Source organism: Bradyrhizobium sp. 35 (genome assembly GCF_023073215.1).
In the GTDB taxonomy this organism is placed as follows: domain Bacteria; phylum Pseudomonadota; class Alphaproteobacteria; order Rhizobiales; family Xanthobacteraceae; genus Bradyrhizobium; species Bradyrhizobium canariense_D.
Map to the genome: position 1 here is coordinate 133576 of NZ_JADPJC010000120.1, position 24708 is coordinate 158283.

At 65.1% G+C, this 24708-nt stretch carries 25 protein-coding genes and 1 pseudogene; 14 read left to right on the plus strand and 12 right to left on the minus strand.

All coding sequences use genetic code 11. The annotated features are described in order from the left end of the window. Positions 1–33: 33 nt before the first annotated feature. Together IVB36_RS26065 and IVB36_RS26070 are read right to left on the minus strand one after the other, a co-directional pair. Positions 34–975, minus strand: a complete 942-nt coding sequence (locus tag IVB36_RS26065; RefSeq protein ID WP_026233001.1) for an SMP-30/gluconolactonase/LRE family protein — start codon at positions 973–975, stop codon at positions 34–36. After that, a pseudogene (locus tag IVB36_RS26070) lies at positions 932–3005 on the minus strand (PQQ-dependent sugar dehydrogenase). The gene IVB36_RS26065 and the pseudogene IVB36_RS26070 overlap by 44 nt, the downstream one beginning before the upstream one ends. Before the next feature lie 206 nt (positions 3006–3211). Between IVB36_RS26070 and IVB36_RS26075 the strand changes: the two are divergent. From IVB36_RS26075 to IVB36_RS26085, 3 genes are all read left to right on the plus strand, one after another. After that, a complete protein-coding gene (locus tag IVB36_RS26075) occupies positions 3212–3445 on the plus strand; it encodes a hypothetical protein (protein WP_007606355.1) in 234 nt (77 codons plus the stop codon). A 9-nt stretch (positions 3446–3454) separates the two neighbouring features. Then, positions 3455–3631 carry a hypothetical protein gene (locus IVB36_RS26080; protein WP_018455689.1) on the plus strand — a complete coding sequence of 59 codons (177 nt, stop codon included), beginning with the start codon at positions 3455–3457 and terminating at the stop codon, positions 3629–3631. Positions 3632–3858: 227 nt separating this feature from the next. After that, on the plus strand, positions 3859–5448 hold the full coding sequence (locus IVB36_RS26085) for a gamma-glutamyltransferase (protein ID WP_247393424.1): 1590 nt from the start codon (positions 3859–3861) through the stop codon (positions 5446–5448). Positions 5449–5450: 2 nt separating this feature from the next. Here IVB36_RS26085 and IVB36_RS26090 read toward each other — a convergent pair whose 3' ends face one another. Genes IVB36_RS26090 through IVB36_RS26105 form a run of 4 tightly spaced genes read right to left on the minus strand, consistent with a single transcriptional unit; the run spans position 5451 to position 8920 of the window. Next, positions 5451–6737, minus strand: coding sequence for an FAD-binding oxidoreductase (locus IVB36_RS26090; RefSeq protein ID WP_204513709.1), 1287 nt, complete (start codon positions 6735–6737; stop codon positions 5451–5453). A gap of 12 nt (positions 6738–6749) precedes the next feature. Continuing rightward, positions 6750–7481 (minus strand): amino acid ABC transporter ATP-binding protein, encoded by a 732-nt coding sequence (locus tag IVB36_RS26095; RefSeq protein WP_018455692.1) that lies wholly within the window; start codon positions 7479–7481, stop codon positions 6750–6752. Then, complete coding sequence (locus tag IVB36_RS26100; protein WP_247393426.1) at positions 7478–8131, minus strand: amino acid ABC transporter permease; 654 nt, start codon at positions 8129–8131, stop codon at positions 7478–7480. Before IVB36_RS26100 ends, IVB36_RS26095 begins: the two co-directional genes overlap by 4 nt. Positions 8132–8161: 30 nt before the next feature. Then, on the minus strand, positions 8162–8920 hold the full coding sequence (locus tag IVB36_RS26105; protein ID WP_018455694.1) for an ABC transporter substrate-binding protein: 759 nt from the start codon (positions 8918–8920) through the stop codon (positions 8162–8164). Positions 8921–9101: 181 nt separating this feature from the next. Between IVB36_RS26105 and IVB36_RS26110 the strand changes: the two genes are divergently transcribed. After that, the gene (locus IVB36_RS26110) at positions 9102–9758 is read left to right on the plus strand and encodes an XRE family transcriptional regulator (protein ID WP_018455696.1); all 657 of its coding nucleotides are present in this window, start codon (positions 9102–9104) and stop codon (positions 9756–9758) included. 105 nt (positions 9759–9863) lie between these two features. On the opposite strand, the gene IVB36_RS26115 is transcribed toward IVB36_RS26110, so the two are convergent. Together IVB36_RS26115 and IVB36_RS26120 are read right to left on the minus strand one after the other, a co-directional pair. Continuing rightward, positions 9864–11129 carry a D-amino acid dehydrogenase gene (locus tag IVB36_RS26115; protein WP_247372446.1) on the minus strand — a complete coding sequence of 422 codons (1266 nt, stop codon included), beginning with the start codon at positions 11127–11129 and terminating at the stop codon, positions 9864–9866. 69 nt (positions 11130–11198) lie between these two features. Beyond that, positions 11199–12527 (minus strand): aspartate aminotransferase family protein, encoded by a 1329-nt coding sequence (locus tag IVB36_RS26120; protein WP_247372444.1) that lies wholly within the window; start codon positions 12525–12527, stop codon positions 11199–11201. 149 nt (positions 12528–12676) lie between these two features. Here IVB36_RS26120 and IVB36_RS26125 point away from each other — a divergent pair, with 149 nt between their 5' ends. Both IVB36_RS26125 and IVB36_RS26130 read left to right on the plus strand, forming a co-directional pair. Beyond that, positions 12677–13225: a cupin domain-containing protein gene (locus IVB36_RS26125; protein ID WP_007600574.1), complete on the plus strand. Its 549-nt coding sequence runs from the start codon at positions 12677–12679 to the stop codon at positions 13223–13225. Positions 13226–13365: 140 nt separating this feature from the next. After that, the gene (locus IVB36_RS26130) at positions 13366–13518 is read left to right on the plus strand and encodes a hypothetical protein (RefSeq protein WP_018455699.1); all 153 of its coding nucleotides are present in this window, start codon (positions 13366–13368) and stop codon (positions 13516–13518) included. Positions 13519–13560: 42 nt separating this feature from the next. Here IVB36_RS26130 and IVB36_RS26135 read toward each other — a convergent pair whose 3' ends face one another. Genes IVB36_RS26135 through IVB36_RS26145 form a run of 3 tightly spaced genes read right to left on the minus strand, consistent with a single transcriptional unit; the run spans position 13561 to position 17358 of the window. Continuing rightward, positions 13561–15816 carry a xanthine dehydrogenase family protein molybdopterin-binding subunit gene (locus IVB36_RS26135; RefSeq protein ID WP_247393430.1) on the minus strand — a complete coding sequence of 752 codons (2256 nt, stop codon included), beginning with the start codon at positions 15814–15816 and terminating at the stop codon, positions 13561–13563. Then, positions 15803–16864 (minus strand): xanthine dehydrogenase family protein subunit M, encoded by a 1062-nt coding sequence (locus tag IVB36_RS26140; protein ID WP_247372440.1) that lies wholly within the window; start codon positions 16862–16864, stop codon positions 15803–15805. The genes IVB36_RS26135 and IVB36_RS26140 overlap by 14 nt, the downstream gene beginning before the upstream one ends. Beyond that, on the minus strand, positions 16861–17358 hold the full coding sequence (locus IVB36_RS26145; RefSeq protein WP_204513706.1) for a 2Fe-2S iron-sulfur cluster-binding protein: 498 nt from the start codon (positions 17356–17358) through the stop codon (positions 16861–16863). Before IVB36_RS26145 ends, IVB36_RS26140 begins: the two co-directional genes overlap by 4 nt. A gap of 241 nt (positions 17359–17599) precedes the next feature. Here IVB36_RS26145 and IVB36_RS26150 point away from each other — a divergent pair, with 241 nt between their 5' ends. Beyond that, the gene (locus tag IVB36_RS26150) at positions 17600–18241 is read left to right on the plus strand and encodes a TetR/AcrR family transcriptional regulator (protein ID WP_247372583.1); all 642 of its coding nucleotides are present in this window, start codon (positions 17600–17602) and stop codon (positions 18239–18241) included. Between the two features lie 53 nt (positions 18242–18294). After that, on the plus strand, positions 18295–18702 hold the full coding sequence (locus IVB36_RS26155; RefSeq protein WP_247393433.1) for a DUF4864 domain-containing protein: 408 nt from the start codon (positions 18295–18297) through the stop codon (positions 18700–18702). Here the strand turns inward: IVB36_RS26155 and IVB36_RS26160 are convergent. Then, on the minus strand, positions 18699–19964 hold the full coding sequence (locus tag IVB36_RS26160; RefSeq protein WP_247372435.1) for an MFS transporter: 1266 nt from the start codon (positions 19962–19964) through the stop codon (positions 18699–18701). The genes IVB36_RS26155 and IVB36_RS26160 overlap by 4 nt on opposite strands. Before the next feature lie 176 nt (positions 19965–20140). Between IVB36_RS26160 and IVB36_RS26165 the strand changes: the two genes are divergently transcribed. From IVB36_RS26165 to IVB36_RS26190, 6 genes are all read left to right on the plus strand, one after another. Then, on the plus strand, positions 20141–20563 hold the full coding sequence (locus IVB36_RS26165) for a hypothetical protein (protein WP_247372433.1): 423 nt from the start codon (positions 20141–20143) through the stop codon (positions 20561–20563). A gap of 79 nt (positions 20564–20642) precedes the next feature. Then, positions 20643–20927: a hypothetical protein gene (locus IVB36_RS26170; RefSeq protein WP_018455708.1), complete on the plus strand. Its 285-nt coding sequence runs from the start codon at positions 20643–20645 to the stop codon at positions 20925–20927. 9 nt (positions 20928–20936) lie between these two features. After that, positions 20937–22358, plus strand: a complete 1422-nt coding sequence (locus IVB36_RS26175; protein ID WP_247393437.1) for a TolC family protein — start codon at positions 20937–20939, stop codon at positions 22356–22358. Positions 22359–22371: 13 nt separating this feature from the next. Beyond that, entirely contained in the window at positions 22372–23709 is a 1338-nt protein-coding gene (locus IVB36_RS26180) for a copper oxidase (protein WP_247294688.1), read from the plus strand. 35 nt (positions 23710–23744) lie between these two features. Continuing rightward, on the plus strand, positions 23745–24200 hold the full coding sequence (locus tag IVB36_RS26185) for a cupredoxin family protein (protein WP_085383679.1): 456 nt from the start codon (positions 23745–23747) through the stop codon (positions 24198–24200). 16 nt (positions 24201–24216) lie between these two features. Then, entirely contained in the window at positions 24217–24519 is a 303-nt protein-coding gene (locus tag IVB36_RS26190; RefSeq protein ID WP_247393438.1) for a copper-binding protein, read from the plus strand. Positions 24520–24708: the final 189 nt, after the last annotated feature.

Here is a 24708-nt window from a genome sequence, read left to right on the forward strand (position 1 = left end):
CGCCCTGCGCCGGAAGCAGATCCCTCGTGAAGCTCAGCAGCGCCCGCGCTGAAGGCAGTGCTCGCGGCCCTGCTGGTCGGTGCGGAAGGACTCGACGAAGCCGCCCTGACGCTGAGTGACGAAGATCGTCTTGCCGTCGTGGCCTCCGAAGGCGAGGTTGGTCGGCTCCTTGGCTCTCAGCGTGATCTCCCGCTCCACCGCGCCATTGGCCTTCATCAACGTGATCGTGCCCTTGAGGATGCGCGCAACATACAGGCGGCCAGCGATGTCGGTGCGCAGGCCGTCGACAGTGTCGGGCTGAAATGCCTTGACGAGTCTTGGACTGGTGAGCTCGTTGCCGGCGACCGTATAGGACCAGATCTGACCGCTGCTGGATTCCCCGACATAGAGCGTCTTGTCATCAGGGCTGAGATCTATGCCGTTGGTCGTGCCCATCGCGCGCGGCGCCGACATCAGCTGTCCCTGCACCGTTCCGTCGGCTCCCTTCGCGATGCGCCAGATGTGGCCTTCGCGACCTTTCCAGTTCGGATCGCTCGCGTAGATCGTGCCGTCGCGGGCGATGGTGATGTCGTTGGGCTGGTTCATCTCGTCGGAGTGAAACCAGATGGCGGGCTCGGTCGATCCCTTCGGGATCGCGAAGATGTTGTGCTTCTTGTAGTCGGCGATGAACATGGTGCCGTCGCGCGCGAAGCGGATGGCATTGCCGACGCTGCCCTCGGGCAGCGCCGTGAACGGCTCGGACGCCGTGCCGCCGACGGGCAGCTTACCGATGGTGCCGGGCTTGCCGAAATTGACGACGAAGAGATTGCCGTCGAGATCGGCGGCCGGCCCTTCGATGCCGAACGTGTATTCGCCTGATGGCGTCACCTGCACGCTTTCGAACAGTTTCGTTTCCGCTCGGGCCGGTGCCGTCGCAAGGACGAGAACAACGCTACTGCACAGGCACCAGAAATTCCTGCCGGATGTAATAGCCATCGCCGTCGCTGCACTCGCCATTCAGATAGGCATCGGCCGATCGGAAGAAGCGGCTGAAACCGGGTTTGTCTACAGCGTTCCTTTGTGTCACGACGACGACCTTGGCAGCCGGTATTTCGCCGCATTCCTTGTTCGTTTTGCCAAAGAACTTGCGCTGCGGCGGGCCGGACTTGATCCGCATCCGGATGCCTGGAACCATTCTTGACACCAGCAGATCCGCCGTGTCGAGCAGGCGCGTGTAACCGGGTTCGGCCTTCGGCAGGCCGTCGCCACCCGGCGGCATCAGTTTCTCCGCGCCCAACCCACGAAGCCGCGTGCGCAACTTTCCGGAATCGGGACCACCAGGATAGATCCAGCCATCCTGCGACAGCATGAAGCGAAGCACCGTCGCGTCCTTCTGAGCGTCCGATAGGCCCCCGCTTCAGGCCGAAATCCGAGTGACAGCCGACGCAGTGCTTTTCGACGAGGCCCTTGCGCAAATTGGTGAGCCGGACGCTGTTCTGCGCGTCCCTGGCCACGAAGACCGCCAGTTGCTCGATCAGCGCCTGGCTACGCACGTCGCAGGGCAGCGGCGACGGCGCATCGCCCGCGGCGCGGTCGATCCGGATCACGGTCTGGTTTTTGTCCTCGACCAGCCAGATTGCGCCGTCCTCCGCGACCGTCATGCCGACCGGCGCACCTTGCGGCCGCGCGCCGTTGACGCGGTGCCAGCCTGCGATCAGCTCCTCGAACGGCGCGGCGGCGACGGCGCCGGCCTCGGTCTGAAAGCTGTGGGTCGGATCGGCCGCGCAACTGACATGATAGCGTACCGGCGCCGGGGCGGGCTTCGGGAAGCCGTGATCGTCGACGTCATAGACGATGACGCGGCTGCCGGTCGGGCGGTAGCCATGCAGGCCGACCAGCAGCTTGCCCTCGAGCTCCGGAAATTTCGCGCCGTGATAATAGAGCATCGCGAGCGGCGCGCCGTGCGGCGGCAGCAGCGAGAACGGCGCCTTGTAGAGAGCGTTGGCGGTGCACAGCGATTTGTAGACCCCCGACCGCAATACGATCCTGAATTCTAGACTCGGCGTCGACAAATCGTAGCAATAGGGCCAGCCGTAATGCCTGCCCTGCTCGATCGCGTTGATCTCCTCGTTCGGCTTGAAAATGTCAGGCAGGTCGCGGCCGTTCTCGCCTTGCAGAAAGGCATAGCCCGCATCAGGGAAGTTCGGATGCAGCGCCAGCGCCATCGAGTTGCGCAGGCCGCGCGCATAGACACCGTGCGGCGGGTCGGGTTCGCCAGGCTTCAACGCCGGGAAGATACCGCCCGGGGGCGGCGTGAACAGCCAGATCGACGCCATTGCGGAAACGCCCTCGGCCGCCGCGCAAGGTCTCGTGATCGGCGCCGGCGTGATGCAGTCGTCGCTGTGCGAGCCGACATTGACGAACAGCCGGCCGTTCTTATCAAAGACAAACTGCTTGAATGGATGCGCGCTCTCGTCGAGCTTTTTGCCGTCGGGCAATGTGATCCGGCGGCCGGGCATGTGACGGACGACGGTCTCGACCGTGTCGCGCGGATTGTCGGCGAGCGGATCGAACCGGAAGATCGTCTCCGCGCTCGAGGCATAGAGCTTCTTGTCCGGGCCGATCGCGAGGCCGAACGGATATTCGATTGCAGTCAGCAACTCCTTGAACCGCTGTCCCTGGGGTGCCCGCGGGTCGAGCAACAGCAGCCGGCCATCGGTATGGCCCCAGCCCGCCATGTCGGCGACCACGAACAGGTCACGACCGGGCACCTGGATGATCGAGCGCGGGAATTTCAGCCGATCCTCCTCGCTGGCGACGAGGCCAGCGCAAAATCCCGCCTTCATGTCGATCTGGATTCTGGGAAAGGCGAGATCGGCGCTGCCGCAGGTCTCCGTGCCGATCGCATAGCCGCTCTTGCGGACCGGTTCTGATGAGCCTACCGAGGCGAGGGTCAGGAGGACCACCAAGGCGCCCGTGCATGCGCGCAGGCTTCGGCTTTCACGCCAAAATGTGAGGTGGTTCACGGCGCCTCCCGGACGTTCCGTCCAGGGTTGTTCCATGCCGCGGGAACGCCGTCCAGTTGATCAACACCCCCTTGTGATCAAACCAGCAGGGGGCTTGGCGCCGACCAATCTCCGTAGATTCCCTTACCGGGCTCGACCCGAATGTTTCGCGAAGGCTTGGAATGGTATCGGTTTGCCGTCCCAATCGCTCCCAATAGGAGACGCATATGGTCCAGGTCTATTTTCACTGCTCCAACTTGGACGGCACGCTGATCGATCGCAGCGGCACAGCCGTGACCAACCTGACCGAGGCGCGCGACCGTGCCGCCCAGATCATGAACGCGATGATCCTGACGCCCGGCGCTGAGGATTGGCGCGACTGGGTAATCCATGTCAGCGGCTCCGACGGCGAGGAGATCTTCGACCTCCCCTTCACTGCCATGCTCGGCAAGCCGCACTGAGGTGATGCCATGTTGCTCGCGTCACTGACCCTGCTCCGCCAGCCCCTGAACTTCATCGCCAGCAAATGGCTGACGCTGATCCGGATCGCGGGCAATCCCTACCGCCCCGAGCTCCACTACATGCGCGGGCCTGGCCCGAAATGGCACGCCAGGTATCAGGCCAGCCGGCTGGATCGCGCGCGCTGAGCCCTGCGGCTTCCGCTTCCCACTGATCGGTCTCATAACTCGTCATGCCCGGGCCTGTCCCGGGCTTTCTCGTCTTGGCATCTACGTCTTGCCGACTGCGCCACCCCCGCTGTTACACACCAGCCATGCCGCGTCGCCCTTTCGATGTTCTCGATGGGGGCGATGTGCCATTCTTCGCGGAGCTCAGCGCAACGAAGCCAAACCGAAGACAGCACACAGACATCATCATGCCGCACCAGTTCAGCCACACCCAAACCGTCCGCAAGCCCGCCGTCACATCCAAAGGCGGCATCGTCGCCGCGCAATCGCGGCGGGCGGCCGAAGTGGGGGCGCAAGTGCTGGCGGCGGGCGGCGACTGTGTGGACGCGATCGTCGCCACCACCTTCGCGCTTAACGTGCTGGAGCCCTGGAACAGCGGCATGGGCGGCGGCGGCGGGATGGTGCTCTACCGTGCCGCGGAAAATCTCTACGAGGTGATCGACTACGGCATGTGCGCGCCGCAAAGCCTGCGCGCCGCCGACTATCCGCTCAGCGGCGAAGGCGCGGCTTCCGACCTGTTTCCCTGGCAGCGGGTGAAGGACGACCGCAACATCCACGGCCCCGGCTCGATCGCCGTGCCCGGCGTCGTCGCCGGCATGGAGGAGGCGCATCGCCGTCACGCCAGGCTGCCGTGGAACGATCTGGTCACGCCGGCCGTCGCCCTCGCCGGCGAAGGCCTGCTGGTCGATTGGTGGACCACGCTGACGATCGCGGCATCGGCGTCCGATCTTCGGCGCTATCCCGCGAGCGCGACAACGTTCCTGAAGGACGGCCTCCCGCCGAGCGCGCCGTGGGGCATCAAGTCCGAGACGCGGCTGCCGCTGGACACGCTGAAGGCGACACTGGCGCACCTCGCCGACGCCGGTCCGCGCGATTTCTACCAGGGCGACCTCGCCAGGAGCATCGCGTCCGACATCAAGGCTGACGGCGGCGCGCTATCGGTGGAGGACCTCGCCGCGTTCCGAGCCCATCTGCGCGATCCGCTGGCGATCCCCTATCGCGGCGGCAAGGTGTTTGCGACACCGGAGCTGACGGCCGGACCGACCATGGCGCATGCGCTGCGCCTGTTGCAGCAGAACCTGAAGCCGGGAAGCGCGCCCGATGCGGGCGCCTATGCCGAATATGCCGCCGCGCTGCAATCGGCCTATCGCGAGCGGCTCAAGGATATGGGCGATGCCGACGGCAAGCGCTCGCTCGGCGCGGACTATCTGGCGCCCGCCTGCACCACGCACTTCTCCGTGGTCGACCGCCACGGCAACATCGCGGCGGTGACGCAGACGCTGCTGTCGTCCTTCGGCTCGAAATACGTCACGCCGCACACCGGCATCGCCATGAACAACGGCATCATGTGGTTCGACCCGAAGCCAGGCACCACCAACTCGCTCGCCTCTGGCAAGCGCTGTCTCACCAACTACACGCCCGTCATCGCCGAGGCCAAGGACGGCAGACGGCTCGCGGTCGGTGCCTCCGGCGGTCGCCGCATCCTCCCGTCGGTGATGCAGATCGTGTCGTTTGCGATGGATTTTGGCATGGATCTCGATGCCGCAATCCATCAACCGCGCATCGACGCCAGCGAAGGCGCGATCGTGATCGGCGATACCAGGTTGCCGGCGGACACACGCGAGACGCTCGCGGCGCGATTCGACTATGAGGAAGCGCGGGTGCAGTCCTTGCCGCAGAAGTTCGCCTGCCCGAGCGTCGTGATGCGCGACGGCGACACCAATTCCGGCGCGGTCGAGATCTTCCAGCCCTGGGCCGACGCGGTGGCGGAGGGCTGAGCCTAGATCCCCAGCCGGTCGCGCAGGCGACCAGCGATCACTGCCGTCGTCACGCCGACCGGCCAGAAGGCATGCATCGGGATCGGCTTGATGCCGGTGACGGGCATGTCGAGCTCGGCCTTGGCGCCGCCGATCAGACGCCGCGCGAGCTGCGCGCCCATCGCGGTCGAGAGCGCGACGCCGCGACCGTTGCAGCCGAGCGAGATCAGGATGTTGTCCGCGGGCTCGTGCACGTGCGGGTAATGATCCGCGGTGATGGCGAGCCGGCTGTTCCAGCCATGGGTCCAGGCCACGCCCTTGAGCTGCGGCCATAGCCGTTCGGCGTATCGCATGAGATAGGCGACGTCGCGCGGCGAACTGATCCAGCGCATCGGGCCGCGGCCCCCCATCAAGAGGCGGTTCTGCTGATCGATGCGGTAATAGACGGTGATGTGGCCGCTCTCGTAAAGGACGGGACGCGTCGGCATGATCGAACGGGCCACGTCGTCAGAGAGCGGGGCCGTGGCCGCGATCGAGGAAAACACCGGCACGATGGTGCGGCGAAGCGCCGGCCAGAGATCGTCGGTAAAACCGTTGGTCGCGAGCAGCACCTTGTCGGCATGCACCACCGCGCGCGGCATTTCGATGCGCCAGCGGCTGCCCTCGCGACGGAGTGATAGTGCGGGTGTTTCGCCGTGCACCTTCGCGCCTGCCGAGATTGCAGCACGCGCGAGACCACGGGCGTAGCTGAGCGGATGCAGATCGCCGCCGCGCGCATCCAGCATGGCGCCGATATAGCGATCCGTGCCGGTCATCCCGCGCAATTGCTCGCGATTGAGATACGACACCGGCATTCCGCGGGCGATACACTGTTGTGCGGTTTTCTCGATGGCGGCCGCGCTGGCCTCGTTATAGGCCGCGCGCAACGTACCGTTCTGCCGCGCTTCGCACGGGATCTGGTAACGGCGGATCAGATCATGCGTAAAATTCGTGGTGCCGTAGGAGAAGTCGATCATGCGGCGGCCGAGCTCAGCGCCGAAATCGGCCTCGATCTGATCGGGGTCGTGCTTCAGTCCCGGATTGGTGTGGCCGCCATTATTGCCGGATGCGCCCCAGCCCGGCTCCTGCGCCTCCAGCACCAGTGCCTCGACACCCTGCTCCGCCAGGTGCAACGCCGTGGACAGGCCGGTGTAGCCGCCGCCGACGATCGCGACCGAGACCGTCCTGTCGACGTCGAGCGGCGGCGTAGTCGGCGGCACGACGGCGGTGTCGGCGTAGAGGGACGGCGGCAGAGGCAGGCGCGTGGTCATGGCGAAGACCGGTCAGAGCGGATGCAGCACGCGGCGCAAAAAGTCCTGCGTGCGCGGATGCTGGGGTTGATTGAGCAGCGACTTGGCCGGCCCCTGCTCGACGATGACGCCGCCGTCGATGAACAGCACGCGGTCGGCGACGTCGCGGGCAAAGCCCATCTCATGGGTGACGACGACCATGGTCATGCCGTCGTCGGCGAGCTTGCGCATCACGCCGAGAACGTCGCCGACCAATTCAGGATCGAGCGCCGAGGTCGGTTCGTCGAACAGGATGGCCTTGGGCTGCATCGCCAGCGCCCGTGCGATCGCGACGCGCTGCTGCTGGCCGCCGGAGAGCTGGGGCGGATGCTCGTTGGCTTTCTCGGCAAGGCCCACCTGGGCGAGCAGCGCGCGGCCACGCTCGAATGCGGCAGCGCGTGGCTCCTGCTTCACATAGAGCGGACCTTCAACCACGTTCTCCAGCACCGTCCGGTGCGGAAACAGATTGAAGCGCTGGAACACCATCGAGACCTGGGTGCGGACTTTCACGATCGACGGCGCGTCGCGGTCGACCTTCAATCCCTCGACGCTGATCTCGCCGCGGTCGTAGCTTTCGAGACCGTTGATACAGCGCAAGATGGTGGACTTGCCGGAGCCGGAGGGGCCGACGATGCAGACCACCTCGCCCTTCTGGACGGACGCCGTGATGCCCTTGAGCACCTCGTTCGCACCGAAGCTCTTGTGGACGTCGGTCAACTCGATCATTTCTTGCCGGCCCGCTTCTCGAAGTGACGGACCAGCAGGATCAGCGGAATGCTCATGGTGAGATACATCAGCGCGACAAGCGTGAACACGTTGGTGTTCTTGAAGGTCGAGGACGCGATCAGCTTGCCCTGAAGGGCGAGCTCGGCGACCGTGATGGTCGAGGCCTGCGAAGAGTCCTTCAGCATCATGATCATGACGTTGCCATAGGGCGGCAGCACGATCCGCACCGCCTGCGGCAGCACGACCCGGCGCATGGTCAGCCACCAGCCCATGCCGATCGATTGCGCCGCCTCGATCTGCCCTTTGTCGATGGCCTCGATGCCGGCGCGGAAATTCTCCGCCTGATAGGCCGAGTAGGCGATGCCGAGCCCGAGGATCGCGGCCTGCAACGCGGACAGGGTAACGCCGAGATCGGGCATCACGAAATAGAGGTAGAACAACAGCACGATGATCGGAATGCCGCGGATCACGTTGATCAGGCTGGCGCTGAGCAGCGACAGGACGCGGATGCCGGAGACCCGCATCATCGCCCAGACGAGGCCAAGAACCGTCGAAAGCAGCAGCGAGCCGATGGTGACGACGATCGTCTGCGCGACGCCGCTCATCAGGATCGGGAAGAATTCGGCCGCGTCGTGCCAGAAGCCTTTCATCGATCAGCTTTCATCGATGGCCTCTGCCGATCAACCCTGTGCCTTCAGACCCCATTTATCGAGGATCTTGTCGATGGTGCCGTTGGCCTTCAGCTTGGCGAGCGAAGCGTTGATCTTGCCGAGCAGCGCGGCCTCGCCCTTGCGCACGCCGATGCCCACCGAGCCGACGGTGACGGGCTTGTAGCCATCGACCAGGCGCACCTCGGGGAAGCCGCCCTGCTTCAGATTGTAGGCGAGGATCGGATAGTCGGCGTAACCGGCCTTGAGGCGGCCGGTGTTCACGTCGCGCAGGATGTCGGGGATGGTGTCGTAGGCCTTGACGTCGGCGAACAGGCCGGACTTCTTCAGCGCGTCGACGAAGGCGGTGCCGACCTGAGCGCCGACCGTCTCGCCCTTCAGATCGTCCTGGGTGGCGTAGGCCTTGGTGTCGCTCTTGGGGACCACGAGGCCTTCGCCATAGGTGTAGATCGGGTCGGAGAAGTCGACGACCTCCTTGCGCGGCGCTGTGATGAACATCGCGGCCGCGATGATGTCGATCTTGCTTGATGTCAGCGACGGGATCAGGGCCGAGAACTGCATCGGCTCGATCTGCACGTTGAAGCCGGCATCCTTGCCCACTTCAGTGACGAGATCGACCATGATGCCCTGGATGCTATTGGTCTTGGTGTCGAGGAAGGTGAAGGGAATGCCTGTCGGCGTCGAGCCGACCTTCAGCACTTGCTGCGCCGAAGCCGGCGCTGCTGCGGCAATCGCGAGTGCCGCGAGCGCGGCCAGACCAAAACGCTTCATCGCATCCCCCTTGGGCCCGACCGATGGCGGCGCTCGCAAACCTCGTTCATCGCAGACGTTGCGGGCAAAGCCGTTTCGGCCTATTTTCACCAGTATGAAAATTTGGTCACACTTCTGCGGCCGATGCAAGTGGTTTTCATGCACATGAAGGAAGCGGTTTGACGTGAGCGGTGGCAAGAGAATGCACAGGCCGGCCGCCGCAAAGCCGGTGAAGAAGGTGAAGGTGAAAGCCTCCGCCCGGGCTATCGCCAAAGCGGCCGAGCCGGCGATGGATGTTGCGGTCGGCCGCCGCATTCGCGATCTCAGGCGCATCAGGCAATTCTCGCTCGAGACGGTCGCCTCGCGCACGGAGCTGTCGATCGGTTTCCTCAGCCAGATCGAGCGCGGACTGTCGTCGCCGTCGCTGCGCGTGCTGGCCACGCTCGCCGACGTGCTCGGCGTCGGCATCGCCGCGCTGTTCGGCGCCAGCCCGAACGCCGACGGTGCACCAGATCAGGTGGTCACGCGCGGACTGCAGCGGCCCGAGCTGAAGCTCTGGCGCACCGGCGTGTCCAAGCAGTTGCTGAGCCCCGCCAGCCCCGACAACCGGCTCAACCTGTTCCTGGTGCATCTGGAGCCGGGCGGCTCCACCGGTGACGAGCTCTACACCCATGACGGCGAGGAAGCCGGCCTCGTTCTCGAAGGCGAGATGATGCTGACGGTGGACAGCGAGACGTGGTCGCTGAAGACGGGCGACAGTTTTCGGTTTGCAAGCCGTCGGCCGCACCGGTTTTCAAATCCAGCCAATGACGCGAAGGCGGTGGTGCTGTGGGTGAATTGCGTGACGGGGACGGCGTAGCGCAGCCGTCATTGCCAGCGAAGCGAAGCAATCCACATTCTCACCGCGGAGACACTCTGGATTCCTCGTCGCGAGAGCTCCTCGCAATGACGGGAGGATAGAGTCTTAGCCAAACCGGTACTTGTACCGGTCCACTGTCAGCGCACTCACATCAATGTCCGGCTTCTTGCCTGACAGCATGTCGGCGAGCACGCGGCCGGAGCCGCAGGACATGGTCCAGCCTAGCGTGCCATGGCCGGTGTTGAGGTGAAGGTTGGCGTATTGCGTCGGGCCGATCACGGGCGGGCCGTCCGGCGTCATCGGGCGCAGGCCGCTCCAGAACGTCGCCTTGGAGAGATCGCCGCCTCGCGGGAACAGATCGGTCAGCGAGTGATCGAGCGTGGCGCGTCGCGCACCATAGAGCTGGCTCGAGAAGCCGGAGATTTCGGCGGTGCCGCCGACGCGGATGCGATTGCCGAGGCGCGTGATGGCGACTTTATAGCTCTCGTCCATCACCGTCGATTCCGGCGCGCCGGAAGCGTCCTTGATCGGTACCGTGATCGAATAACCTTTCACGGGATAGACTGGCAGCGAAATATCGAGCGGCGCGACCAGCCGCGACGACCAGCTTCCGAGCGCGAGCACGTAAGCGTCTGCCTGCAACATCCCAGCGCTGGTCGCGACGCCGCTGACGCGCGCCCCGTCGGTGACGATGCGGTCGATGCCGGTATTGAACATGAAGCGCACGCCGAGCGCTTCGGCATGCTTGGCCAGTGCCTGCGTGAACATGTGGCAGTCGCCGGTCTCGTCCTGCGGCAAGCGTAGTCCGCCCGCGACCTTCTCTTTCACGCCCGCCAGAGCCGGCTCGGCCGCGATGCAGCCCTCGCGGCTCAACACCTCGAACGGCACGCCGTATTGCTTGAGCACGGCGATGTCCTCACCGGTGCCGTCGAGCTGGGCCTGGTAGCGAAACAGCTGCAGCGTGCCCTGCGAGCGCTCGTCATACTGGATGCCGATGTCGCGGCGCAGGTCGCGCAGGCAATCGCGGCTGTATTCCGCGATCGGAATCATCCGGCTCTTGTTGATCGCGTAGCGTTCGCTGGTGCAGTTGCGCAGCATCTTGAGCAGCCAGACCCACATCACGGGATCGAGCTTCGGCCGGATCACCAGCGGGCCGTGCTTCATCAGCAGCCATTTGACCGCCTTCACCGGGACGCCGGGACCGGCCCACGGCGAGGAATAGCCGGGCGACACTTCGCCGGCATTGGCAAAGGAGGTCTCGAGCGCCGGTTCGGGCTGACGGTCGACAACCGTCACCTCATGGCCGGCACGCGCGAGGTAGTAGGCAGAGGTGACACCGATGACACCGCTGCCGAGGATCAGAACTTTCACGCTTGGTCAAACTCCCGCGGCATCACGCTCGCCGCTGCAAGAGGAACTCGGCAACGGCGAGAGCAATTATCAGGCCACCTGCTTGATGGCGTCGCCGAGGATCGACACGATATCGTCGATGTGGCTCTTCTCGACGATGAGCGGAGGCGACAGCGCAAAGCTATCGCCACTCATGCGGAAGTACAGCCCGCGATTGAAGCAGTCGACCATGACGTCGTAGCCACGCACGCCGACGGTGCCGTCACGCGGCGACAGCTCGACCGCGCCCATCAGGCCGCAATTGCGGATATCGACGACGTTAGGCAGGCCCTTCAGCGAATGCAGCGCGTCGCGCCAGTATTCAGAGATCGAAGCACCGCGCGTCAGCAGGCCTTCATCCTTGTAGATGTCGAGCGTCGCGATGCCCGCGGCGCAGGCGACCGGGTGCGCCGAATAGGTGTAGCCGTGGAACAGCTCCATCGCGTTCTCCGGGCCGACCATCAGGCCGTCGTGAACCTTGCGGCTCGCAAACACGGCGCCGCAGGGAACGGTGCCGTTGGTGATGCCCTTGGCCGTCGTCATCATGTCAGGCGTGACGCCGAAGAAGTTGGCGGCGAACGGCGTGCCGAGGCGGCCGAAGCCGGTGATGACCTCGTCGAAGATCAGGAGAATACCGTGCTTGTCGCAGATCTCGCGCAGGCGCTGGAGATAGCCCTTCGGCGGCGGCAACACCGCGGTCGATCCGGGCACTGGCTCGACGATGACGGCGGCGATGGTCTCGGCGCCATGCAGGGCCACCAACCGCTCGAGATCATCGGCGAGCTCGGCGCCATGCTCGGGCTGATCCTTGGCGAAGGCGTTGCGGGTGAGATCGTGGGTGTGGCGGATGTGGTCGACGCCCGGCAGCAGGGTCGCGAAGGCGCGGCGGTTGGCGACCATGCCGCCGACCGAGGTGCCGCCGAAGCCGACGCCGTGATAGCCGCGCTCGCGGCCGATCAAACGGGTGCGGCTCGCCTGGCCGTTGGCGCGGTGATAGGCGAGCGCGATCTTCAGCGCGGTGTCGACCGACTCGGAGCCGGAATTGGTGAAGAAGATGCGATCGAGACCCTTCGGCGCGATCTCGGCCAGACGCTCGGCGAAGTCGAATGCCAGCGGATGGCCCATCTGGAACGACGGTGCGAAGTCCAGCGTCATCAGCTGGCGCTCGACGGCGGCGGCGATCTGCTTGCGGCCGTGGCCGGCATTGACGCACCAGAGGCCGGCGGAGGCGTCGATCACCTTGCGGCCGTCGACGGTGGTGTAGTGCATGCCCTCGGCCGAGGAGAACAGGCGCGGCGCCTTCTTGAATTGCCGGTTGGCCGTGAACGGCATCCAGAACGAGTCGGTCTTGATGGTGTTCGGAATCTGATGAAGGGTCACGGGCCACGCTCCTTTGCTGACCTGCTACCAGAGGCACGGCTTGAATAGCGCAACAAGTCCTTTTCTGAGAGGCTGCAAGCCATTGATTTAACTGGGGCTGCCGGTCCATATTTGCGCGATCCGCAACACCTGCAACACGGGACAGGGACATGAGCGTCGATATCGGTGGACGGCTGCGATTCATCCGGGCGCGCCAGAAGCTGTCGCAGCGCGAACTCGCCAAGCGCGCCGGCGTCACCAATTCGACGATCTCGCTGATCGAATCCAACCAGATGAACCCGTCGGTCGGCGCCCTCAAGCGCATCCTCGACGGCATTCCGATGGGGCTCGCCGAATTCTTCGCGCTGGAGCCGGAGAGCCGGCGCAAGATATTTTACCGCGGCGAAGAGCTGACCGAGGTCGGCAAGAAGCCGATCTCCTATCGGCAGATCGGCGACAATCTGTTCGGTCGCAGCCTGCAGATTCTGAAGGAGCGCTACGAGCCCGGCAGCGACACCGGGCGCGTTCACCTCGTCCATGACGGCGAGGAAGGCGGCATCGTGATCTCGGGAAAGCTCGAAGTCACCGTCGAGGACGAGCGCCGCATCCTCAATCCGGGCGATGCCTATTACTTCGAGAGCCGGCGTCCGCATCGCTTCCGCTGCGTCGGCGGCAAGCCGTGCGAGGTGATCTCGGCCTGCACACCGCCGACATTTTGAAGTTATCCGCGATCCTACGGAGCCACCGGTATCTTACGGAGCTTGAGCCATCTCAATTTCCGCAGCCTGATCCTCTATATATTTCGAGCCATAGCCAAGCAGCCTCCGCTTTCCGGAGCCGCTTCGTAACAGGGCTCGCTATGAAGATCACGCTCGCAAATGCAGAGGCCGCACTCGATGAAGTGCAGCGCGACAACGACAAGCTCCATTCGGAGGAGCTGCGCAAGGCCATCGCGAACTACATCGAGTCGCAGCGAGAAGCGCTCAAGGCTCTTCGCAAGAAGCTGCACTAGCAGGCGGAGAGCGAGACGGCCTCGCCCGCCGCTGCTTAAAGGCTACGTCAGCAACTCCTCGATCCGGATCGGGAAACGGCGGACACGGACGCCCGTCGCATGCCACACCGCGTTGGCAACCGCGCCCGCACTGCCGGTGATGCCGATCTCGCCGACACCCTTGATACCGAGCGCGTTCACGTGCGGGTCGTGCTCATCGACCGTGATCACGTCGAGCGGCGGCACGTCGGCATTCACCGGGATATGGTACTCGCCGAGATTGGCGTTCATGATCCGGCCCGTGCGGCGGTCGGTGATGGCTTCCTCGTGCAACGCGAAGGACAGGCCCCAGATCATGCCACCGAACAGCTGGCTCTGCACCATACGCGGGTTGACGATGCGTCCCGCGGCGAAAGCGCCGACCATGCGGGTGACGCGGACCTGGCCGAGCTCGGGATCGACCTTCACCTCCGCGAACACCGCGCCGTGGGCGTGCATCGCATACTCCTCCATCGCCGCCGGATTCGGCGCGCCCGTGCCGCGCGCCTCGAGCTCGGCGACGCTGGCGCGCGCGAGAATCTCGGAATAGCTTTCGCCGCGGCTCTCGTCGTCGCGCCGGATCAACCTGCCATCGCGCGCGATCACGCCGGCATTGCCGGCGCCAAACAGCGGCGAGCGCTCATCGTTGGTGGCGAGATCGGCGAGTTTTGCAATCACGGCCGCGCCTGCGCTGTGGATCGCGGCACCCGCGGTTGCCGTGTGTGCCGAGCCGCCGGCGATGCCGGCATCGGGCAGGTCGGATGAACCCGCCTTGAACTCGACGCGGTCGATATCAAGCCCCAGTTCGTCGGCCGCAATCTGCGCCAGCGCCGTCCAGGCGCCCTGCCCCATGTCATGCGCGCCGATTTCCATGGCGCCGGAGCCGTCGCGGCGAAGCACTGCGCGTGCCTCGGCCTGGAACATCAGCGCCGGGAACGTCGCGGTGCCCATGCCCCAGCCGACCAGAAGGCCATCGTCGTCGCGCATCTGCCGCGGCTGGAGCGATCGCTTCGCCCAGCCGAAGCGCGCCGCTCCCTGCTCGTAGCAGGCGCGCAATGCCTTGGACGAGAACGGCTTGCCGGTGATGGGCTCGACCTCGGCATAGTTCTTCAGACGAAAGGCGAGCGGATCGATGCCGCAAGCCCACGCCATCTCGTCGATCGCGCTCTCTAGCGCGATCGAGCCGGTGGCCTCGCCGGGCGCGCGCATGAACAACGGCGTGCCGGTGTTGACGCGCACGGCATCATGCGAGGTGCGGATCGCGGGCGCCGCATAGAGCGTGTGCGAGGCATCAGCCGCGGGTTCGTAGAAATCGTCGAACGTGCTCGACACGGTCCTCGCATGGTGATCGAGCGCGGTCAGGCGCCCCTCGCCATCTGTGCCGATGCGCAGCCGCTGCCGCGTCGGCGCGCGATGGCCGACCGGGCCGTACATCTGCTCACGGCGCAGCACCAGCTTGACCGGTTTGCCGACGAGCTTTGCCGCCATAATGCCGAGCACCGGAGGGCCGGCCATGAGCCCCTTCGAGCCGAACCCGCCGCCGAGGAACGGGCTGCGGATGTGGATCTTGTCGTGTGCGATGCCGAACAATTCGGCAACGCGCGCCAGCGACAGCATGAGACCCTGGGTCGGCATGTCGATCTGCAGACTGTCGCCGTTCCAGGCAGCCACGATCGCATGCGGCTCCATTGCGTTGTGATATTGCGGCGGCGTTTCGTAGATCGCGTCGATCCGCTTGTCGGCGGAGGCAAGCCCCGCCTCGACATCGCCGCGGTGATTTTCCGTGGGGTTGCCGACACCGACGACCGGCGGCACGAAGCTTTCACCCGCATCGAGGCCGATGAGCGCGGGCAGCGTCTCGTAGCGCGGCGCCAGCAGCGCCGCGCCTTCCGTCGCCGCCTCCAGCGTCTCGGCGATCACGACGGCGATAGGCTGGTTGGCGTATCGGACCTCATTGCTCTGCAACACCTCCATCCGGAACACGAATGGATTGGTCTTGATCTCGGGGTCGATCGCAAGCTCAGGCTTGTGGTCTGACGTCATGACATCGACGACGCCGGGGTGGCGCTTGGCAGCGGCGACATCGAGCGAAGTCACGCGACCGCGCGAAATGCTGGAAACGGCCATCACCGCAAACAGCATGCCGGGCGGATGATTGTCGGCGGCGTAGGTCGCCTGGCCCTTGACCTTGAGGACCCCGTCGCGGCGGGTCAGCGGCTGGCCGATGTTCGAGCCGTGGCGCAGATGAGCGGGCGCGCTGGTGAGATTAAGCTCGGGCATGAATGGCTCCGGACGTCGAGGCAAAGGGAGAGGCCGGCAGCGCGGGGATGCGCACGGGCGTACCGGCGGCGGCGAGGCTCAGCGCGCGTACGACGATGCGGCGCGCGAGCTCGATCTTGAAGGCGTTGTCGCCGGACGGTTTTGCGTCGGCGAGCGCGCGCGAGGCGGCTTCCTGGAAAGCGTCCACCGTGGGCGCGACGTTCCTGAGCACATCCTCCGCAGCGCGGGCGCGCCAGGGCTTTGCGGCGACACCGCCGAGCGCAAGCCGCGCCTCCGCGATCTTGCCGTTCTCGATCCGCAGCGCAGCGGCAGCCGAGACGACGGCAAACGCGTAGGACGTTCTGTCGCGGACCTTGAGATAGCGCGCATGAGCGGCAAAGCCGCGCGCAGCGGGCGGCAGGCGCACCGCGACGATGAGATCACCCGGTTCAAGCGCCGATTCACGCTCGGGCGTATCGCCGGGCAGGCGATGCAATTCGTCGAGCGCGATCTCGCGCCGCCCGTTCCTGCCCTCAATCTCGACGATGGCGTCGAGCGCAACCAGCGGCACGCAGAAGTCGGACGGATGCGTGGCGATGCAGTTTTCGCTCCAGCCGAGCACGGCGTGGGTGCGGTTCTCGCCGTCGCGAGCGTCGCAGCCGCTGCCGGCCTCGCGCTTATTGCAGCGACTTGCGGTGTCGTAGAAATAGGCACAGCGCGTCCGTTGCAGCAGATTGCCGCCGATGGTCGCGGCGTTGCGCAGCTGCGCCGATGCGCCGGAGAGTAGCGCTTCGGCGACGGCCGGATAGGCCTTGGCAAAATCTGCGTCATGCGCAAGATCGGCGTTACTCACTAGTGCGCCGATGCGGATACCACCGTCGGCGAGGCGCTCGACCCGATCGAGTCCGTCGAGATGGGTAACGTCGACCAGACGATCCGGACGGCTGACGCCGCCCTTCATCAGATCGAGCAGATTGGTGCCGGCGGCAAGATAGGCGGCGCCCGGCTGCGTCGCGGCGGCGACGGCCTCGGCAACCGTGGCCGGCCTGACGTAATCAAATTGCTTCATGCGGAGCGCCTCTGATTGGATTCGTCCATGCCGGCCTGCGCGTCGAGCACGGCATCGACGATGCCGGCATAGGCGCCGCAGCGGCACAGATTGCCGCTCATGCATTCGCGAATGCGCTCGGGATCGTTGCCGGCCTGCGCCTCGCTCATCATGCCGATCGCGCTCATGATCTGGCCGGGCGTGCAGAAGCCGCACTGAAATCCGTCATGGGCGATGAAAGCGGCCTGCACGGGGTGAAGCTGGTCGCCGCGCGCCACGCCCTCGATGGTGAGAATGTCGGCGCTGTCATGACTGATGGCCAGCGCGAGACAGGAGTTGATGCGCTTGCCGTCGACGAGAATGGTGCAGGCGCCGCATTGGCCGCGGTCGCATCCCTTCTTGGTTCCGGTCAGATGGAGGCGCTCACGCAGGAGATCGAGCAACGTGACGCGCGGATCGTCGAGGACGAAGTCGCGCCGTGCACCGTTCACGGTGAGGCTGATGGAGTGGTTCATACAAGGCTCCGATCAGGTATAGACATGAGTGATCGTGCAGCGCGCCACCGCCGTGGCCGCCGTCGATTCCGCGCCGTCCGAATATCATCCGAGCCAGCGTCTTCAGCGAAAATACGGAGGCAGCCTCCGCTTAACAAGGGCCGGCGGGAAATATTTGGAATTCGTCAAAAGCCCGTGCGCATCAACGCGATGCAGCCCCACAAGGGTTCAATCTAACTAATTCGTGATCTACATTGCCTGGATGGACGAGCACACCGACCAGACCCGCAAGCCCCGCGCCGATGCCGTGCGCAATCGCGAGCGCGTGCTCGAGGCGGCCAAGGCCGTGTTCAACGCGGGTGGTCCGGAGGCGAGCCTGGAGGCCGTCGCAAAACGCGCCGGCGTCGGCATCGGCACGCTCTATCGGCATTTCCCGACCCGCGAGGATTTGTTCGAGGCGGTGTACCGGCGCGAGGTCGAGCAGCTCAGCGAGCTCGCCGAGCAGTTGAAGAACGCCAGTGACCCGGTCGACGCGCTCAGGCGCTGGCTGCGCTCAGGAGTCGAATTCGTTGCCACCAAGAAGGGCATGGTGGCAGCCCTGGCACTCGCGGTGCAGAGCGGGTCGGAGTTGCATGCCTTTTCCTTTGAGCGCCTGACCAAGGCGATCGGCTCGCTGCTCGATCGCGCAGCCGCGGCCGGCGCGATGCGCGCGGACATCAGTCCCGAGGACTTGCTGCGCGCGTTCTTCGGCATGTGCTACATGCACGACCAGCCCGGCTGGCAATCCTCGGTGCTGCGGATGCTCGACGTGTTCGTTGACGGTTTGCGGGTGCAGCCTGCCATGAAAGCCAAGGTCCGCGCGTCCGCCAAGCCTGCGAAGCCGGCTGCAAAGCGGAAGCGATAGCCCGCGAGATGTGCTAGGATCGGCGCCGCCGGGATTTCAACGCGGAGCTTGTCATGCGCATCGCCGCCTTGCTGGTCTTTCTCAGTGTCGCCTTCGGTCCCATCTCAGCGCGCGCCGACGATGTCGCGACGGCACAGAGTATCATCCGCGCCCAGGAGCAGGCATTCGGCCGCGACGACGCGCGCGGGGCCTATTCCTACGCCGCTTTTGCGATCCAGGAGATCTTCCCCGCGCCCGACATCTTCATGTCCATGGTGCAAAACGGCTATCCGCCGGTCTATCGGCACAAGAGCTTTGAATTTGGCGACAGCAAGAGCGAGGGCAGCCGGATTGCCCAGCACGTCCATATCATCGATGCCAATGGCGAGGCCTGGGAAGCGCTCTACACGCTGGAGCAGCAGCCGGACGGCAGCTACAAGATCACGGGTTGTTCGCTGCTGAAGGCGGGACAGGCAGTCTAGGTCGCAAAACCCGGACCGGTCCTGACTGCATTGATCCGCGAGCGGATCAGCAGCGTCAAGACGATGCCGATATTGAGCGCGTTCCACGCCACGCCGTTGGCGAACGCCGCGGCGTAGGAACCTGTCGCATCGAAGATGACGCCCGAGACCCAGCCGCCGAAGGACATGCCGAACACGGAGGCGAAGATCACGATGCCGACGCGGGTTGCGGCCTCGCTCGCCGGCATCGCCTCGCGCACGATGATGGCATAGCTCGGCACGATGCCGCCCTGGAACAGGCCGAACATCGCGGAGATTAAATAGAGCGAGGTCAGGCCGTCGAAGAACAGATAGAACACGAGTGCAAAGCCTTGCGCCACCGCACCGATCAGCAGTGTGGGGATGCCGCCGATCTTGTCGGCGAGGTAGCCGGAGCCGATCCGGCTGACGATGCCGCAGGCCATCATCAGCGACAGCATCTCGGCGCCGCGCGCCACGCCATATCCGAGATCGCCGCAATAGGCGACGATATGCACCTGCGGCATTGCCATGGCGACGCAGCAGGAAATGCTGGCGATCGAGAGCAGCACCGTCAGCGTGTTGGTCGAGAGCTTGAGGTCGACCCGCGGCGGCGCTGCATTGGCATGATCGTGAACCTTGTCGTCGCCCATCTGCGCGCGCAGGACCAGCACCAGGATGGTCATCAGGCTGACGCAGACGAGGCCGATGCCGATATGAGTGAAGCGCCAGCCGATCGTCTGCATGCCCGTGCTCACGAGCGGCGGCCACATCGTGCCGGCGACATAATTGCCGCTGGCGACGATCGTCACGGCCAGGCCGCGATAGCGCTCGAACCAGTGCGAGGCCTCCGCCATCAGCGGCGCAAAGGTCGCCGACGTGCCGAGCCCGATCAGGAAATACGCCGCCACGAACTGCCAGAGCTGGGTCGACAGACCCGCCAGCACATTGGCGACCCCGAGGAAGGCAATGCTGATCGCCATAGCCGCCACGATGCCGAAGCGGTCGGTGATCCTGCCGGCGATGACGCCGCCAAGCCCGAAACCGAACATCATCAGGGTGAAAGCCAGCGACACCGCGCCGCGCGTGGCGGAGAATTCGGCCTGCACCGCGGGAATCATGACGACGATCGCCCACATGCCGACACCGCCGATCGAGCCGATCAGAAGCGCAATGACGAGGCGCATCCAGGCCTGACGCGAATCAGGGGTGAATGCTTCGGGTGTTTGTCCTAACTGATTTGGTGCGTGCACGGGCGGGACCATGGCCCGCGGATCACCACAGGGTCAACCATTGTGGCGCGATATTGGGCATGCACGGTGCACTGCGGTAAGATGGAGCTTGGCGAACGCGCGTTTTGTCATTATTTTGCAAATCAGCGCATGCAACACGGCGGCGCGGAGAGCATGTCGGCGGAATGTTGCTGCGATTGACACGATCGATGCGGATCAAGGTGGGGCGCTTCATTGCCTTCGCCTATCTGTTCTGCGTGATCGCGCCGGCCGCAAGCCTCGCCTGGGGTAGCGCTCCAGCACCGTGCCTCGACGACGCGCTTCTCGCCGACCGCGTGCCGGTGCATCACCAGATGCAGGCCGGCCACACGCATGACGGCGCCTCGCATGACCACGCCAGGCCGCATGCGCATCATCAGGGCGCCGTGCAGGACGCGCCCCCCACCCCTCATCATCACGGCGGCAAGGGTACGGCGGGACCGTGCTGCGCGATGATGTGCGTGAGCGCGCTGCCGGCCGACCTGCCCAGCGTCGCAAAGTCGCTTCAGCCGGTTTCCGCCTGCTCGCCCGAGATCGTGGCCAGCCTGCACAGCGCGGCGCCGCCCCTGCACTACCGCCCTCCGATCGCCTGATCTGACGCGCGACGACGTCAGGCCGAGCGCGCATCCGCGCGCGCGCACCTGTGGTCTCCAGACAGATCAGGGATGACTCATGCTTACGCTTTCCGGGGCGAAGTCCGCCGCTGCATCCGCGGCGCGGGGACGACACTTTCGATTCAATTGGCCGCTGCTGGCCGCGACGGCCTTGGCGTTGTCCGGCTGCATGCCGGCAACGATACAAGTCGCTGGCGCTGATCCTGCCGATCCCGCGGCCAAGATCGCGCGCGCCGGCTATCGTTCGACGATTGCGCCCTACACCAGCCTGCGGCCCGCGACGCCGGCACCATGGCGCGAGCGCAACGAGAGCGTCGCGCCGCAGCTCAAGCAAGACCGGTAGGAGCGCGCCATGACACATCGTCTCGCGCTAAGCCTGCTCGGTCTCACCTCGTTTGGACTTGCAGGCTGCGCCGCCTTCTCGCCGGAAAGCGGCATGAATGCCGTCTCGGAGCTGACGAGCCAGACCATCAACAAGGATGTCGCCTTTGTGCGAACAACCGAAGGAGCCGGCGCGGTCGACGCGCGCGTTCGCCAGCTGCTGTCGCGAACACTCAGCATCGAGACCGCCGTGCAGATCGCACTGCTCAACAACAAGGGGCTTCAGGCCGCTTATAACGAGCTGGCGCTGGCCGAGACCGATCTCGTCGAGCAGAGCCTGCCGCCCAATCCCGTGTTCTCGGTCTCCCGGATCTCGGGCAACGGCGCCAGCGAAATCGAGCGTCAAATTGTCGGCGACATCCTCGCGCTCGCCACCCTGCCGTTCCGCTCGGAAATCGCCCGCGACCGTTTCCGCCAGGCGCAATTGCGCGCAAGCCTGGCGACGTTGCGGCTTGCCGCCGATGTCCGCCGCGCTTATTGGCGCGCCGTTGGCGGCAACGAGATGGTGGCGTTGCTGACGGATGCGAAGGCGACGGCGGAATCAACCGCGCAGCTCGCGGTCAAGCTCGGCGAAACTGGCTCGATCAACAAGCTCGATCAGGCCCGAGAACAGGTGTTTTACGCCGAAACCACCGCCGACCTCGCCACCGCGCGACAGACGGCGACGAGCGCGCGCGAAAAGCTGGCGCGCCTGATGGGGCTGTGGGACGGCGGCCTCGACTTCCGGCTGCCCAATCAACTGCCGCCGCTGCCGCGCCGGCCGCAGGCTTTGCCGTCGATCGAAGCCGACGCGGTCGCCCATCGCATCGACCTGCAGATCGCGCGGCTCGAGCTGAGCGCGCTCGCAAAGTCGCTGAACCTCACGGAGGCGACGCGCTTCGTGACACTGCTCGATCTTGCCGGCATCTCCCGCCGGACCCGGGATCCGGAAGGCGCGCCGTTCCGCGAGCGCGGCTTCGACGTGCAGTTCCAGATCCCGATCTTCGACGGCGGCGAGGTGCGGGTGCGGCAGGCGGCGGAGACCTACAATTTCGCCTTCAACCGGCTGACCGAGCGCGCCGTGAATGTACGCTCCGAGGCACGCGATGCTTATCGGGTCTATCGCTCCGGCTACGACATCGCCAGCCATTATCAGCGCGAGATCATCCCCTTGCGAAAAATCATCACGGAGGAGATGCAGCTCCGCTTCTCCAGCATGCAGGTCGATATCTTCGCGCTGCTCACCGAGGCGCGGCAGCGGCTCGCGTCGCTGCGCGGTGCAATCGATGCCAGGCAAAGATTTTTCCTTGCCCAATCCGACTTGCAGACCGCCGTCAATGGCGGCGGCGCGCCTGCTGACGGCGACAATTCAACCACTCTCGCCGCGGCAGCGCCTGCCGATGGCGGTCACTGACATGGAGGCCAACATGTTTTCCCGCCGAGGATTTTTGGGTAGCGCCGCGCTCGCCGGCGCATCCGTCGTCAGCGGCCGCGCCCAGGCCGCCTCGATTCCGGAAGCCCCGCACATGGACAAGGTGGTGATGCAGCCGCCGCTGCACCCCGTCAGTGGGCCGGACTATCGCCCCGTCGTCACGCTGAACGGCTGGTCGCTGCCGTTCCGGATGAACGGCGACTGGAAGGAATTCCATCTCGTCGCCGAGCCCGTGGTGCGCGAATTCGCCGAGGGCATGAAGGTGAATTTGTGGGGCTATAACGGCCAGTCACCGGGCCCGACGATCGAGGCCGTCGAGGGCGACAAGGTCCGCATCTTCGTGACCAACAGGCTGCCCGAATACACCACCGTGCACTGGCACGGCATGATCATTCCCAGCGGCATGGACGGTGTCGGCGGACTTACCCAGCCGCACATCCAGCCGGGAAAAACCTTCGTCTACGAGTTCGAGATGAGGAAGAGCGGGACCTTCATGTACCATCCGCATTCGGACGAGATGGTGCAGATGGCGATGGGCATGATGGGCATGGTCGTCGTGCATCCGCGCGACCCGAGCTTTCGGGCCGTGGACCGCGACTTCGTCTTCGTCATGAGCACCTATCGCGTCGATCCCGGCACTTATCTGCCGAAGGTCAACGAGATGACCGACTTCAACATGTGGACCTGGAATGCGCGGGTGTTTCCCGGCATCGATCCGCTGCCGGTCAGGCTCGGCGACAAGGTGCGCGTGCGCATCGGCAATCTCAGCATGACCAACCATCCGATCCATTTGCACGGCCACAGCTTTGCGGTGACCTGCACCGACGGCGGCTGGATTCCGGAGAGCGCGCAATATCCGGAGACGACGACGGACGTACCGGTCGGCGCTGTCAGGGTGTTCGACGTGCTCGCCGACAACCCCGGCGACTGGGCGTTCCACTGCCACAAGTCGCATCACACCATGAATGCGATGGGACACGACATGCGCAATATGATCGGGGTGTCGCGCAAGGATCTCGTCAAGGCGGTCGGCAAGCTCGCGCCTGACGGCATGGCGATGGGCTCGACCGGCATGGCGATGGGCAACATGGAGATGCCCGCGCCCGACAACACGCTGCCGATGATGACCGGCACCGGTCAGTTCGGCCCGATCGAGATGGGCGGCATGTTCACGGTGATGAAGATCCGCGAAGGCCTCGCGCGGGACGATTATCGCGATCCCGGCCCCTACCAATTCCCGCAGGGCACCGTCGCCTACGAGGTCACGCCGCCGGCCCCGGAGCCCGTGCGGCAACAACCAGGCGGACCGCCGATGAAGAACATGAAGATGTGAGCGTTTCGATGAACCACCACCAACTGGAGCTACCAATGAAGACGACGATCAAGCTCGGTCTCGCGCTGGCCGCGCTTTCCACCGCGCCGGCCTTGGCCCACGACCAGCACGGGCACGGCACCTTTTCGGCCGGCGAGCCCGGCGATCCCAAAAAGCCCGCGCGCACCATCGAGATCCTGCTGAACGAGATGGACTATGCCCCCGCCAGGATCGAGGTCAAACGCGGCGAGCAGATTCGCTTCGTGCTGCGCAATGTCGGTAAGGAGGACCATGAATTCCTGCTCGCCACCACAAAGGAGAATCTCGCGCATGCGGTGGAGATGAAGAAGCACCCGCACATGGAGCATGACGATCCCAACGGGGTCAGGCTCGCGCCGAGCAAGACAGCCGAGATCCTCTGGAAGTTCAGCAAGGCCGGCACGTTCGAATTTTCCTGCCTGATTCCCGACCACCGCGACTACGGCATGGTCGGCCACGTCACCGTGAAGTAACGCAAGGGAGGCTCCCATGAACCGCATCATCCGTATCGCCGCCGCGCTGGCGCTGGCCGTCGGCCGTGCCACAGGTGCCCTGGCAGCCCAGGGCGCCGCGATCAGCGGCGAGGTCAAGAAGATCGACGAGGGCGCCGGCAAGATCACGCTCAAGCACGGGCCCGCGAAGAACCTCGGCATGGATGAACCCATGACCATGATCTACCGCGTCAAGGACCCGGCCGTGCTCAAGCAGGTGAAGGTCGGCGACAAGGTGACTTTCGAAGCCGAAGAGGCGACTTCGGGCTATACGGTGACCCGGATGGAGAAGGCGAAGTAGGGCCACTTCCTCCGTCCGCCGATATCGGCCCCAGACGCTTCCACAAATCATGGCCGGGCTCGTCCCGGCCATCCACGCCTTCGGCGGGACAAGCCGGGCATGACGACTGCTTGCCTGCCAGATGGCCGAAATACCCCGGTCAGCCCCCATGCCGCACCCTTTATTAACCCTTTGCTAACCATACACCCG

Coding starts and splice junctions, on each gene's coding strand:
- IVB36_RS26065 (WP_026233001.1), bottom strand. CDS start 975: ATGGCTATTACATCCGGCAGGAATTTCTGGTGCCTGTGCAGTAGCGTT.
- IVB36_RS26075 (WP_007606355.1), top strand. CDS start 3,212: ATGGTCCAGGTCTATTTTCACTGCTCCAACTTGGACGGCACGCTGATC.
- IVB36_RS26080 (WP_018455689.1), top strand. CDS start 3,455: ATGTTGCTCGCGTCACTGACCCTGCTCCGCCAGCCCCTGAACTTCATC.
- IVB36_RS26085 (WP_247393424.1), top strand. CDS start 3,859: ATGCCGCACCAGTTCAGCCACACCCAAACCGTCCGCAAGCCCGCCGTC.
- IVB36_RS26090 (WP_204513709.1), bottom strand. CDS start 6,737: ATGACCACGCGCCTGCCTCTGCCGCCGTCCCTCTACGCCGACACCGCC.
- IVB36_RS26095 (WP_018455692.1), bottom strand. CDS start 7,481: ATGATCGAGTTGACCGACGTCCACAAGAGCTTCGGTGCGAACGAGGTG.
- IVB36_RS26100 (WP_247393426.1), bottom strand. CDS start 8,131: ATGAAAGGCTTCTGGCACGACGCGGCCGAATTCTTCCCGATCCTGATG.
- IVB36_RS26105 (WP_018455694.1), bottom strand. CDS start 8,920: ATGAAGCGTTTTGGTCTGGCCGCGCTCGCGGCACTCGCGATTGCCGCA.
- IVB36_RS26110 (WP_018455696.1), top strand. CDS start 9,102: ATGCACAGGCCGGCCGCCGCAAAGCCGGTGAAGAAGGTGAAGGTGAAA.
- IVB36_RS26125 (WP_007600574.1), top strand. CDS start 12,677: ATGAGCGTCGATATCGGTGGACGGCTGCGATTCATCCGGGCGCGCCAG.
- IVB36_RS26130 (WP_018455699.1), top strand. CDS start 13,366: ATGAAGATCACGCTCGCAAATGCAGAGGCCGCACTCGATGAAGTGCAG.
- IVB36_RS26135 (WP_247393430.1), bottom strand. CDS start 15,816: ATGCCCGAGCTTAATCTCACCAGCGCGCCCGCTCATCTGCGCCACGGC.
- IVB36_RS26140 (WP_247372440.1), bottom strand. CDS start 16,864: ATGAAGCAATTTGATTACGTCAGGCCGGCCACGGTTGCCGAGGCCGTC.
- IVB36_RS26145 (WP_204513706.1), bottom strand. CDS start 17,358: ATGAACCACTCCATCAGCCTCACCGTGAACGGTGCACGGCGCGACTTC.
- IVB36_RS26150 (WP_247372583.1), top strand. CDS start 17,600: ATGGACGAGCACACCGACCAGACCCGCAAGCCCCGCGCCGATGCCGTG.
- IVB36_RS26155 (WP_247393433.1), top strand. CDS start 18,295: ATGCGCATCGCCGCCTTGCTGGTCTTTCTCAGTGTCGCCTTCGGTCCC.
- IVB36_RS26160 (WP_247372435.1), bottom strand. CDS start 19,964: ATGGTCCCGCCCGTGCACGCACCAAATCAGTTAGGACAAACACCCGAA.
- IVB36_RS26165 (WP_247372433.1), top strand. CDS start 20,141: ATGCGGATCAAGGTGGGGCGCTTCATTGCCTTCGCCTATCTGTTCTGC.
- IVB36_RS26170 (WP_018455708.1), top strand. CDS start 20,643: ATGCTTACGCTTTCCGGGGCGAAGTCCGCCGCTGCATCCGCGGCGCGG.
- IVB36_RS26175 (WP_247393437.1), top strand. CDS start 20,937: ATGACACATCGTCTCGCGCTAAGCCTGCTCGGTCTCACCTCGTTTGGA.
- IVB36_RS26180 (WP_247294688.1), top strand. CDS start 22,372: ATGTTTTCCCGCCGAGGATTTTTGGGTAGCGCCGCGCTCGCCGGCGCA.
- IVB36_RS26185 (WP_085383679.1), top strand. CDS start 23,745: ATGAAGACGACGATCAAGCTCGGTCTCGCGCTGGCCGCGCTTTCCACC.
- IVB36_RS26190 (WP_247393438.1), top strand. CDS start 24,217: ATGAACCGCATCATCCGTATCGCCGCCGCGCTGGCGCTGGCCGTCGGC.